A 12,320-nucleotide genomic window follows, 5' to 3' on the forward strand; every position below is an offset into this window, starting at 1 on the left:
ACCATTCTAAATATAGCTTATTCATTGATACTCAATAATGCCACATCACTTATTCATTCTATAGCATATCACTGATAACGGTAGCGAGCTGAGCGGGCGTGTGCCTCTAAATCCTCATGCTGCGCTAATATATCTGCTGTTTTTGCCAGTGGTTTACTGCCACTTTCACTACAATAAATGATTGATGATTTCTTTTGAAAGTCGTACACGCCTAGTGGCGATGAGAAGCGTGCTGTGCCTGAGGTAGGCAAGACATGGTTGGGCCCTGCACAGTAGTCTCCAATCGCCTCGGGCGTGTGACGTCCCATAAAGATGGCACCAGCATGTCGAATACCACTCAATAAATCATCAGGATCATCTACAGACAGCTCTAAATGCTCTGGTGCCACACGGTTAATAACCGCCATGCCTTCTGCTCTGTCCTTGACTAAAATCAGTGCCCCACGGTTTTGCAGTGCATCACGGGCAATGTCAGCTTTTGGTAACGCTGCCAATGCTTTTTCGATCTCGAGGGCAACCGCATCCAGCTGCTCTCGACTGGTCGTGACAAAGATGGCCTGAGCAACACGGTCATGCTCTGCTTGTGATAATAAGTCCATCGCCAGCCAGTCGGCTCGATCGTTGTTGGACCCCTCAGCGTATACCAATACTTCTGAGGGCCCGGCAATCATATCGATACCGACTTGACCAAATACAGCACGCTTGGCGGCAGCGACATACTTATTACCAGGGCCTGTAATCTTATCAACCGCTGGAATACTCTGCGTCCCGTAAGCCAAGGCGGCTACCGCTTGAGCGCCACCGATGGTAAAGACACGATCAACCTTTGCTAAGTGCGCTGCTGCCAATACTAATGGGTTGAGCACACCTTTAGGCGCAGGTACTACCATAATGACCTCGCCTACCCCAGCAACCTTTGCTGGAATGGCGTTCATCAGCACAGATGAAGGGTAAGACGCCAGCCCACCTGGCACATAGATCCCCACTCGATCAAGGGGGGTCACTTTTTGACCTAAGCGATTACCCAACTCATCCTCATACTGCCAGCTCTCTTGTGCCTGCCGCTCATGAAACCTCTGTACCCGTGTCGCCGCTGTCGTTAAGGCTGTTTTGACGTCGTCATCTAACGCCTCAAAAGCATCTACAAGCGACTCTTGCGACAGCTCTAGCTCTTGCATAGTAGTCGCTGGATGCTGATCAAACTTCTGAGTCAATCTCAGCACCACCTCATCACCATCACGGCGTACTTGGGCAATGATATCATCAACCGTTTTTAATAAATCGATATCATTGACGGTTTCAAAGGCAAGTAACGATGTGAGTTGTTGTTCAAAGCTGGCATCTTGAGTACTTAACTGGCGCATGAGCTGATCCTATGTTTGAGCATAAAACACGATTATAAATATAAAACCAATTTAGCATACGAAACCCATGTCGTAGCGCTACACTGGTTTAAAAATACAAATTACCATACTTGATATTATTAATAATGACAATATATGATCAATGACAAAACGACTTAAGAAGCAGCGGCAATGCTAGCTTTGAAACTCTCAAGGATCGGCTCAAGCAACGCAAACTTACGCTTGTAGCTGACTTGATTGACGATCAGACGAGAGGAGACATCACAGATATGTTCACGAGGCTCTAAACCATTTGCTCTTAAGGTGTTCCCTGTATCCACCACATCAACGATCAAGTCACCTAACCCCACTAGTGGCGCCAGCTCCATCGATCCATAAAGCTTGATAACATCAACTTGCTGCCCCTGACTGGCAAAATAAGCCCGGGCCACATTAACGTATTTGGTAGCGATACGCAGACGGCGTTTGGGTAAAGGAGCATCCTTTACACCAGCAGTCATCAGCTTGCACTGAGCAATCTGTAAGTCCAATAGCTCATAAACGTGATTGGCACCATGCTCAAGTAATACATCTTTGCCTGCGACACCAAAGTCAGCAGCGCCATGCTCTACATAAGTTGGCACGTCGCTTGCTCGTAAAATAAGCACACGTACGTCTGGGTGAGAAGTCGGGAAAATAAGCTTACGAGACGCTTCAGGATCTTCGAGCAAGTCAACACCTGCTGCCTGTAATAAGGGCATGGTCTCTTCTAAGATACGGCCTTTAGATAACGCTAGGGTTAAGCCGTTAAATTCACTGTCTACTTCATTCAATAAGCTGCTGCTCTGTAAGTCTTCAGTTTGCTCAGTCATGGTGCTTGGTGTCCGTATACGATTGCTGTCCTAAATAGAGGACTTATTAAATTTAAAAACATGTTGGAATAGTGCAAGTGAACGCCAAAACAAGCTTCACATACTATCACTAAGCGTATCTTTGGTGATTAGTCTTTACTATTCACTCGCTCAATATTTACCCCTAAGGCCCGCAGTTTGTTTTCGACATCTTCATAACCACGGTCGATATGATAAATACGGTCGATGAGACTCTCACCTTCAGCAGCGGCAGCCGCCATGACCAATGACATCGAAGCACGCAGATCCGTCGCCATGACAGGCGCAGCAGTAAAACGCTCTACGCCTTTGACGATAGCCATATGGCCATCCACTCTAATTGACGCCCCTAAACGCTTCAACTCAGGCACATGCATATAACGGTTTTCAAAGATATTTTCGATAATGGTGCTGGTGCCATCAGCCAGACAGCAGACAGCCATCAGCTGCGCTTGCATATCAGTGGGAAACCCTGGATGTGGCTGCGTACGAATATCAACAGGTTTTGGCCGCCCTGTCATCTGTGCACGAATCCAGTCGTCACCCGTCGTGATCGTCGCTCCCATGGCTTCAAACTTTTCCAGTACTGGACTGAGTAAAGCAGCATTGGTTTTTTTGGTCAGCACATCGCCACGAGTCATGAGCGCACCAGCCAAGTAAGAACCCGTCTCGATACGGTCTGCGACCACTGAGTATTCACAGCCTTGTAGACGCTCAACCCCCTCGATAGTCATGGTTGACGTACCGATACCGCTGATCTTTGCCCCCATTGCTACCAGCATGTTTGCCAAGTCAACGACTTCCGGCTCAAGTGCACAGTTACCTAAGACGGTCGTGCCCTCTGCCAACGCTGCTGCCATAATGACGTTTTCAGTACCACCTACCGTCACCATATCAAATGAGTAATGACAACCAAGCAAGCGCCCGCCTTTTGGGGCACGAGCTTTAACATAGCCGTTTTCGACACTGATCTCTGCGCCCATCGCTATAAAAGCTTTGAGGTGCTGATCTACAGGACGTGATCCAATGGCACACCCACCTGGCAAAGACACTTCAGCTTCGCCAAAGCGTGCTAATAGTGGGCCCAAAACTAAGATAGAAGCGCGCATGGTCTTGACCAAATCATACGGCGCATAATAGTTGTCGATATCTTTGGTATCACAAGTGACGGTGTCATCTTGTTTTTGAATATTGATACCCATACCCGAAATCAGCTCAACCAATGTGCGCACATCTTGTAGTGAAGGCACATTATGTAGTGTCGTTGGGGTTTCGGCCAATATCATCGCCGCAAGTAAGGGCAAGGCGGCGTTTTTTGCGCCAGAGATGGTAACTTCCCCTGCGATCCGACTGCTACCTGTGATTAAGAACTGATCCATAAAGGTAATAACCTATCTGTAAGTGTGAAAATATAGATTGTAAGTAAGAGAATATAAGTAATTAAAGACGTCTAAAACCAATGCAAAGATGGTTTAGCCTTGTTGCTGAACTTCCCATTCGCTTGGCGTCAAAGCTTGAATATTAAGTGCATGGATATCACCACTAGCAATCTTGTCATTCACCAGTGCATAGACCGCTTGCTGACGCTGAACCGCACGCTTGCCTTCAAAGCTGGCATCGACCACGCGTACATCAAACTTATTGCCCTGGTTGGCCGCTTGGATAAAAGCATCCGGATAGTGCTGTTGTAAAAATGCAATCAAATCATCAGCATTCATGCTCATAAAAAATCCTATTATTGTGTTAAAAGTAATGTCGATACAGCGGGTTGTCATAAATATCGCTATACCTTGTTAGGCGCTATTATAACAAGAGTTTGACTATCTTACAGTATTGTCTACAGATAAGCATTTGTAGCCCGCCTTAGGCCATCTATGTGACTCTACTGCACTTTTTGAGAAACGTATTAGCTTCGAGACCCGTATCAGCTTTGAGGCTCGCATCAGCATTTAGTTTAGCGTTTTTTCTAAGTACGTTAAGACTTGTGCACGCACCTCATTTACCCAACGCAGTGGCGGGGCCATAGCACCAATACTGGTCGCATGACTGGCACCCTTAATGACACCTGTTTCCACGGTTGCGCCATAGTTCTTTAAAGCTTGGGTCATTTTAATGGTGTTTGTATCATGCACGATCTGATCATTTTCGGCAGTCAACAACAGATATGACGGTTGTCGCCCTTTAAGCTGTCTATCTGGCATCACCTCATCAGGAGTAGCATCAACGGGGAAGGCTCTGGCATTGCTAAACTGTCGAAAATCATAACTATAAGGCCCTGCGATGCCAACTACGGCCTTAATATCGCTTGGCTTAATGCCATAAGGTGCTAAAAAATCTGCATTGGATACAGCAGCTACCGTGTTAAAAGCGCCTGAAGAATGGCCAATAACAGCGATACGCTGCGGGTCAGCATGCAGCATGGCGGCATTTTCATAACTCCAAGCGATCGCTTTTGCCGTATCTTCGACATATTTGGGGTATACGTATTTGGGCGCTTTACGATGATTCATGACTACCGTAACATAACCTGCCTGTGCAAAGCTTTGACCAACAAAGGCATAGTCTTCTTTATTGCCGTTCTCCCATGAGCCACCGTGTGCAAACACAACCATAGGATAAGTGTCGTCAATACTACTCTGAGCCTGCATGGCGTGCGCTAAAGATTTTGGATAATACACATCCAAATCCTGCAGGGACTCATCACCGTATAATATGTCTTTGCTTACCGCAACGCCGCCATTAGAAGTGATGCCATTAACGATATTAAGCGCTGATAGTGCTCGGGCCTGCTGCGCACCCAATGCGATGGCTGACAATATCATCACGCCCACACCTGCTCTCTTTAATGTCCGTGGTATCAGCAACTGTCCATTTGTAGGCTGCGGTCGCACACCGTACAAGTGTGAATCCTTCATAGCCATTATCCTTATTTTTATTGCCGTGCTACATGTGCATGCTCAGACAATTTCTAGTCACTGTACAAGTCAACATAAGGACTCGGGTTGCTTTGGCTTGGACGCTCTTGCTCAGCGTCTAGGGTTTCTTCTTGGCTTGGCAGTGTCGCTACTTCTGGTGCTGCGGCAGAGGACAAGTCAGTTGGTGCTACATTTCTGACCACGGGTGCTGGCGTGGTCGCTGCTTCGGCAGCATTGTTCTCAAACATAATATCGTCATCACTGAGTGGCACACCCGCATCATTCACCAAGGTCGTCAGTAGTACCAACTCTGTCACCCCCGCCGTATTATTAGCGATGTCAATCAGATGGCTTTGCTGTGTCGGTGTCATCCGTCCCATAATGTAGACTACGCCATTGTCAGTGACTGTCTTTATCTGTGAGGTTTTTACACCACTATTTGCCAAAGACTTGGCCAGCAGCTTTGAGGTGATATACCCCTCCTGCACTGTCGAGCTATAGCCCTTCGCCACACCGACATTGAGCTCATTATAAACACGGCGCACATCTGGCATTGAGCTGACGACTTTTTCTGCTTGCTCTTTTAGGGCTTTGGTTGGAATCTCACCTGTGAGCAGTACCTCACTATAAAAGCTGTGCACCCCCATACGGCTGTTGGCCTGTAGGTTTTCTTGCAGACCATAGATATTGATTTTGGCAGTATGCTCTATACTTCGATCCAACAAGCGCTGTGGAATCGTACGCTCCGTCACTGGCACACCATAGGTTCCTTGAGTACTGTTGGTTAGATAATTGGTGGTGCAACCTGTACTTACCAAACTCGCTATCACCATAGCGCCGACCGCAATAGAGCGTGGGGGTTTTAAAACTGTTGTAAGTGCATGCAACCTTGTCATTGTTTACCTCATTGAGCACAGTCATTAATTAGGGCGTATTGAATATTATCTGTCAGTTAAGAACAGCAAACCTGATAACCAGCTACTTTACTGAATTTTTATCTTTAACGGTTAGGTTTTTGGTAACGATAACTTATTGAACGCCCTCAATACCTTTACACTACTACCACGCTGTGGCAATAAAAGCCGCTGGTAGCCATTCGGGTTGATACACTGTCTGTAAGTTAGGGCTTTTCTGACCATCATAAGCAACGACATCAAACCGACAGTCGTAATCCATATACTGTGTATGCTGCTGCAAAAAACATCTCGCTGTTTTGATAATTTTTCGCTGTTTGGCTGTCGTCACGCTCAGCGCAGCATCACCAAAGCTTGAGCGGCGGCGTTGACGCACTTCGACAAACACTAGGGTTGACCATGTCTGGCCCGGCTCTAGCATGATCAAATCAATTTCACCTACTTTTGGTTGTTGCCAGTTTTTGGCAATCAGCACTAAGCCTTGCTGCTGTAAAAACTGACAGGCTTGCTGCTCAAAATGACTGCCTTGGCGCTGGGTCGGAGACGACATCATCAAAGAACGGTGTTTAGGCTTGTGATTGGCGATAGTAATGGCTTCCAGTTATCAACATTTCAAAATTATCATAGCACAACATGCTAAACTAGGGACGGTTTGATCCTTTATAATAACGAACACTGGTAACGCCTAAGAGGTCTTCATGCATACTCCCACCACGATGCCGGCTTGTCTATATATCGTTGCAACTCCGATTGGCAATCTAAATGACATGACCCCACGTGCGCTTGACATCCTAAAGCAGGTTGACATCATTGCCTGTGAGGACACCCGCACCTCAGGTAAGCTGCTGGCACATTTTGGGATTGATACCAAAAGTAGGGCTGTCAGTAATGAGCCTATAGAGGGTATTGATAATAAGAAATCTCACAATAAACTATGGGCCTATCATGAGCACAACAGCGCCATTCAGACCCCCAAAATCATTGAGATGATTCAGCAAGGACACTCAGTAGCGCTCATTAGTGATGCCGGTACGCCTTTGGTCAGTGACCCAGGTTATCAGCTGGTGCAAGCAGCGCACATGGCAGATGTTCGAGTGTCGCCTATCGTTGGCGCTTCTGCTGCTATTGCCGCTTTGTCAGTCGCAGGCTTGCCATCGGATCGTTTTAGCTTTATCGGGTTTTTACCTGCCAAATCTCATGGACGCCAAAAACAGTTGGCTGCTTTACAGTCGCGCACCGAGACCTTAATATTTTATGAAGCGCCGCATCGTATCGTCGCAAGCCTAGAGGATATGGCTGAAGTGTTTGGTGCTGATCGCAGTGTGGCCTATTGTCGTGAGTTGACGAAAACTTTTGAGACCGTACACCAGTCCACGCTCGGTGCTCTGGTGCAGTTTGTCAAAGCCGATGACAACCAGCAACGTGGCGAGATCGTAGTGGTCGTGGCAGGCAAAGATACCGTACAACATGAAGACATCAGTATTCACGATAAATTACTGCAGCGCTTATTAGAAGATTTGTCGGTTAAAAAATCAGCCGCTTTAGCAGCAGATATTACAGGTGTCAAAAAAAACGCACTATATCAACGCTTACTTGAGCTACAGGCCTAAGCAATAAGTCTAAAGGACGACTAGAGTATACACACCATTTGGTTTTAAGATGCAAACAGGAGAAATAAATTATGTACGATGTCATGGCAATAGGCAATGCGTTGGTTGATCACGAGTATGTGCTGAGTGATGCAGCGTTAGAAGAGACGGAGCTGACCAAGGGCAATATGACGCTAGCGGCCATTGAAGAGCAGCAGCAGTTACTTGCCTACTTTCAGCTGGCCAATATCGCACCATCAAAACAAGCCGGTGGTGGTTCTGCTGCTAATACCATGTATACCTTTGCCAGCTTAGGCGGCAAGCCGTTTTATGCCTGCCGTGTCGGCGATGATGAGCAAGGAAAGTTTTATCTAAAAGACCTCAATGCAGCAGGTGTCGCTACTTCCGAAAAATCAGTGCACAAGGGCGGGGTTACCGGCTCATGCGTGGTAGCGGTTACTGAAGATGGCGAGCGCACCATGCAAACCTATCTGGGCACCTCAAGCGACATCACAGCCGACAATGTAGACTTCGATGCACTTATGCATGCAGACTGGCTCTACCTAGAAGGCTACTTGGCCATGTCTGAGGGCATCCAGCCTGCCATGACGCAGTTGCGCCAACAAGCGGGTATTCATGGCGCCAAAATTGTGGTGGGTTTTGCCGATCCTGCAGTGGTGAAGTTTGCCAAAGACGGCCTGCTCAATATGTTGGGCAACAAGGTCGAAGTGATATTTTGTAATGTAGAAGAAGCGCGCCTATTTACCGATAAAAAACAAATTAAAGCGGCCGCTCGTGCCTTGCTCGATTATTGCCGAATTGCGGTCGTGACCGATAGCGCCAATGATACAATTATCGCTCACAAGCCAGATGACAGCTCAGAGATTGATATCCATCAGGTATCGACACCTACCGTGGCAAACGTTATCGATACCAATGGTGCTGGCGACAACTATGCAGGCGCTTTCTTATATGCGCTCTCACAGCAGTATACTTTGCCAGAATGTGGTCGTCTTGCCAGTGAGGTCGCTTCACAAGTGGTGCAACAATTTGGCCCACGACTGGCATCCAAAGAATATCAAGACATTGCGCAACGGGTATTAATGACTTAAATGCTTTGAACTAAGCTTGTTTATGAGCGAAAATGGTCACAAAAAAACCTGCATCAAATGATACAGGTTTTTTGTTTTGCGCTTACTTTATCTCATACACTCTAAGCAGCGGCCAAAGCTTGCTCCAAATCCGCCTTGATGTCGTCAATGTGCTCAATACCAATAGACAGGCGTACCATATCTTCACTAACCCCTGCATTCTCAAGCTCTTGCTCATTAAGCTGGCGGTGAGTCGTTGTTGCTGGATGACTGGCTAGTGATTTGGCATCACCAATATTGACCAAGCGAGTGATGAGCTGTAGCGCATCGATAAAGCGGGCACCTGCCTCTCGTCCACCTTTGACGCCAAAAGTCAAAATCGCAGATGGTGTACCTTTCATGTATTTTTGTGCAAGATTGTGATCGGGATGATCGGCCAGACCGGCATATTTAATCCAAGCCACTTTATCATGACTCTTTAGATACTCAGCTACGGCTTGGGCGTTTTGTACATGACGCTCCATACGTAGGCTCAATGTCTCAATGCCTTGTAAAATCCCAAAAGCATTCAGTGGGCTGAGTGCAGCACCCATATTGCGTAATGGCGCAACACGAGCACGGGCAATAAAGGCTGCGGCGCCGACGTCTTTGACAAAGTTGACGCCGTGATAGCTGACATCTGGCTCATTTAACAGTGGGAAACGCTTAGGGTGCTCTCCCCAATTAAACTGCCCACTATCGACGATAGCACCACCAATTGACGTCCCTGTCCCACTCATATACTTGGTTAGTGAATGAACAACGATATCTGCACCAAACTCAAACGGACGACACAACGCTGGCGTGGCCACAGTGTTGTCGATAACGACCGGTACGCCATACTCATGTGCGATGTCGCTTAGCGCTTGAATATCTACGATATTGCCCAATGGGTTGCCGATGCTCTCCGCAAATACCATTTTGGTCTTATCATCGATTAAATCACGGATCGACTCAGGGTTATTATGATCAAAGAAGCGTACTTCGATACCTTGACGTGGCAGCGCATGGGCAAATAAGTTATACGTACCACCGTACAAGGTGGAGACTGCCACGATATTATCGCCCGCCTCACAGATGGTCTGCACCGTATAAGTGATCGCTGCCATGCCAGACGCTACGGCCAGCCCGCCAATACCACCTTCAAGCGCTGTTACCCGCTCTTCTAATACCGCATTGGTCGGGTTCATAATACGGGTATAAATATTACCTGCCACTTTTAGGTCGAACAAATCTGCACCGTGCTGAGTATCATCAAACGCATAAGAGCTGGTGTGATAAATAGGTACAGCAACCGCTTTGGTGGTGGGCTCAACACTATATCCGGCGTGAATGGCTAGGGTTTCTAAGCGTTGATTATTTGCTTGGTCATCACTCATTATACGTTCCTTATAAGCTAAAGAGATAAACTAAAAACACAGTTAAACTTGCTACTAACCACAAGTTAGCAACAAAAAAGCTGGGTTAATCATAACCCAGCTTCTATATGAATAAAACAGCAATTTTTTCATCAGCTCATGACGATTATTCATAAACAAGAAAAATCGTGCTGTCTGCTAGCCGTCACGCATTATTTATAATAAGCGTTTTCAGCATAAGTATGATCCGTATCATCAATCACTTGCGTCAGCTCTGGGATCTGCTGCTTAAGCTGCACTTCGACACCTTGACGCAAAGTCATTTCTACCGCTGAGCAGCCTTGGCAACCACCACCAAATTTAAGTACTGCCGTCAGACCTACCCCATCCTCTTCGATAAGCTCAAGCAAGTCCACCATACCACCATGAGCGGCTAGACTTGGGTTGATCTCAGCTTGCAATACGTAGTTGATACGCTCTTCGACACTGGCATCAGCGCCGACTTTAGGCACTTTAGAGTTGGGTGCACGGAAAGTAAGCTGACCACCAAAGCGATCTTTATTATAGTCAATGACAGCATCCTCTAGATACGGTACAGAAGCCGCATCAATAAAGGCATCAAAATCATCATAGCTAAACTTTACATCAGCGCTGTCTTCTTCGCCTGGCTGATTATACGCCATACAACACTCAGCACGTGGCGTACCTGGATGCTCAACGAAGATACGCACACCAATACCATCAGTATCTTGCTTAGACAGCAGCTCAGCCAAATACCCTTGGGCTGACTCGGTAATGGTTATATTGCTCTTTATCTCGGTTTGTTCAGTGTCTAATGCTGACTCATAGTCAGCAGACGGCTCTGATTGTCTGTCAGTTTGGTTCAATTCACTCATAATATTTCCTGTTTGTTATGACATGATACATGGGTTTGTCGGGGCTATCGTGTCGTCAATGTGAGGTGGTATGAAAACAATTATTCATCCAAGATTATAATTATATTGGTCTGATGCTGCTGGCTATCAAGTGATGATACTTATTATAACGTAATTGTGCCGCAATTCCGACTGCGCCACTGTGATTTAACAGTGATTAAAAAAGACCTGTAGTATAACTATTTGCCAGAATCCTTTTACTCTAACCCTTGACTTAATATGTATTTTTATATATTATTTTTATAAATATTAACTATTGAGACAATTTTTATGAGTAAGTCATTTAATGATATCACCAAGCATGTTTCAAGCAATATGATGAAACTACATAAGAACATACCTGAAACCACTAAAGCTTTTTCACAGCTTAGCCAAGTGGGTACAGCGGACGGGATACTAGACGCAAAGACCAAAGAGCTGATCGCACTGGCACTCGCTGTCGGCGCACGCTGCGATGCTTGTATTGGTTTTCATACTAAGGCATTGGTTAAGCTTGGTGCTACTGAGCAAGAAGTGGCCGAAACGCTAGGAGTCTGTGTGGTGATGGGTGGCGGACCTTCGATGATGTATGCTGCCGAAGCTGTGGCGTCGTTTAAAGAGTTTAGCAAAGAGAGTTAAGCCCTCGTTTAATAGCTATTAAAAAGCACAATGACCAACACTTGCCACTAGAGCATGTTGGTCATTTTTTATTGCGCTTATGCAGTAGCGCTCTCGCCTCACCCATCAATAACCTCGATAATACTGTTACAAATACGGCGACTCAAGTCACGCATCTTTTCATGTGGAGGACCTGCACAAAAGCTATGAAAGTCGTAAATCTCACCTTGATAACCAATGCAATAAAAAAACGTACCAATGGGTTTTTGTTCAGTTTCAGACCCGCCTGCCTTTACAAGCCCAGTGCAAGCAACATAGACATCAGACTCAAAAATAGCTTTGGATTTCTTTACCAGCTCACGGGTGACCTCTAGCGATTCGGAGGTATAGTCAGCCATTATTTGGCTAGAGACCTTTAATACATTCTTTTTGACCCAGTCATCATAACAGACCAGTCCACCTATCAAGATATCACCTGATTGTTCTGTAAGTGAGAATTGATGGGACAAGTACCCTGCCGTTGCACTCTCAATAAAGGTAATCGTCAATTGGTTATCTGCCAATAATTTGGCGCATTTATCAAACATGATAGGCTCCGTAATCAATTAATGAATGTGGTTATAATATAAACACAGCCTTACTTACAGCT

Annotated in this window: 13 protein-coding genes; 3 read left to right on the forward strand and 10 right to left on the reverse strand. The window is 46.2% G+C overall.

What is annotated here, in order from left to right; genetic code table 11:
- Positions 1 to 68: 68 nt before the first annotated feature.
- From hisD to J3492_RS08770, 7 genes are all read right to left on the reverse strand, one after another.
- Positions 69 to 1,364 (reverse strand): histidinol dehydrogenase, encoded by a 1,296-nt coding sequence (hisD, locus tag J3492_RS08740; RefSeq protein WP_207991677.1) that lies wholly within the window; start codon positions 1,362 to 1,364, stop codon positions 69 to 71.
- Between the two features lie 155 nt (positions 1,365 to 1,519).
- Entirely contained in the window at positions 1,520 to 2,215 is a 696-nt protein-coding gene (gene hisG, locus J3492_RS08745; protein WP_207991678.1) for an ATP phosphoribosyltransferase, read from the reverse strand.
- 128 nt (positions 2,216 to 2,343) lie between these two features.
- The gene (murA, locus tag J3492_RS08750) at positions 2,344 to 3,612 is read right to left on the reverse strand and encodes a UDP-N-acetylglucosamine 1-carboxyvinyltransferase (protein ID WP_207991679.1); all 1,269 of its coding nucleotides are present in this window, start codon (positions 3,610 to 3,612) and stop codon (positions 2,344 to 2,346) included.
- Positions 3,613 to 3,705: 93 nt separating this feature from the next.
- Positions 3,706 to 3,957, reverse strand: coding sequence for a BolA family protein (locus J3492_RS08755; protein WP_279381162.1), 252 nt, complete (start codon positions 3,955 to 3,957; stop codon positions 3,706 to 3,708).
- Positions 3,958 to 4,182: 225 nt separating this feature from the next.
- Positions 4,183 to 5,148, reverse strand: a complete 966-nt coding sequence (locus J3492_RS08760; protein ID WP_207991680.1) for an alpha/beta hydrolase — start codon at positions 5,146 to 5,148, stop codon at positions 4,183 to 4,185.
- 53 nt (positions 5,149 to 5,201) lie between these two features.
- Positions 5,202 to 6,044 (reverse strand): BON domain-containing protein, encoded by an 843-nt coding sequence (locus J3492_RS08765; protein ID WP_207991681.1) that lies wholly within the window; start codon positions 6,042 to 6,044, stop codon positions 5,202 to 5,204.
- A gap of 163 nt (positions 6,045 to 6,207) precedes the next feature.
- Positions 6,208 to 6,615 carry a YraN family protein gene (locus tag J3492_RS08770; protein ID WP_207991682.1) on the reverse strand — a complete coding sequence of 136 codons (408 nt, stop codon included), beginning with the start codon at positions 6,613 to 6,615 and terminating at the stop codon, positions 6,208 to 6,210.
- A gap of 145 nt (positions 6,616 to 6,760) precedes the next feature.
- On the opposite strand from J3492_RS08770, the gene rsmI reads away from it, so the two are divergent.
- Together rsmI and J3492_RS08780 are read left to right on the forward strand one after the other, a co-directional pair.
- Positions 6,761 to 7,672: a 16S rRNA (cytidine(1402)-2'-O)-methyltransferase gene (gene rsmI, locus J3492_RS08775; RefSeq protein ID WP_207991683.1), complete on the forward strand. Its 912-nt coding sequence runs from the start codon at positions 6,761 to 6,763 to the stop codon at positions 7,670 to 7,672.
- A gap of 71 nt (positions 7,673 to 7,743) precedes the next feature.
- Positions 7,744 to 8,763 (forward strand): adenosine kinase, encoded by a 1,020-nt coding sequence (locus J3492_RS08780; RefSeq protein ID WP_207991684.1) that lies wholly within the window; start codon positions 7,744 to 7,746, stop codon positions 8,761 to 8,763.
- A 101-nt stretch (positions 8,764 to 8,864) separates the two neighbouring features.
- Here J3492_RS08780 and J3492_RS08785 read toward each other — a convergent pair whose 3' ends face one another.
- A complete protein-coding gene (locus J3492_RS08785; protein ID WP_207991685.1) occupies positions 8,865 to 10,160 on the reverse strand; it encodes an O-acetylhomoserine aminocarboxypropyltransferase/cysteine synthase family protein in 1,296 nt (431 codons plus the stop codon).
- 191 nt (positions 10,161 to 10,351) lie between these two features.
- Positions 10,352 to 11,035 carry a Fe-S biogenesis protein NfuA gene (gene nfuA / locus J3492_RS08790; RefSeq protein ID WP_207991686.1) on the reverse strand — a complete coding sequence of 228 codons (684 nt, stop codon included), beginning with the start codon at positions 11,033 to 11,035 and terminating at the stop codon, positions 10,352 to 10,354.
- 354 nt (positions 11,036 to 11,389) lie between these two features.
- Here nfuA and J3492_RS08795 point away from each other — a divergent pair, with 354 nt between their 5' ends.
- On the forward strand, positions 11,390 to 11,692 hold the full coding sequence (locus J3492_RS08795) for a carboxymuconolactone decarboxylase family protein (RefSeq protein ID WP_424108394.1): 303 nt from the start codon (positions 11,390 to 11,392) through the stop codon (positions 11,690 to 11,692).
- Between the two features lie 98 nt (positions 11,693 to 11,790).
- Here J3492_RS08795 and J3492_RS08800 read toward each other — a convergent pair whose 3' ends face one another.
- Complete coding sequence (locus J3492_RS08800; protein WP_207991688.1) at positions 11,791 to 12,258, reverse strand: CinA family protein; 468 nt, start codon at positions 12,256 to 12,258, stop codon at positions 11,791 to 11,793.
- Positions 12,259 to 12,320 lie beyond the last annotated feature (62 nt).

Origin of the sequence: Psychrobacter coccoides, from assembly GCF_017498085.1 — a bacterium.
GTDB lineage: Bacteria > Pseudomonadota > Gammaproteobacteria > Pseudomonadales > Moraxellaceae > Psychrobacter > Psychrobacter coccoides.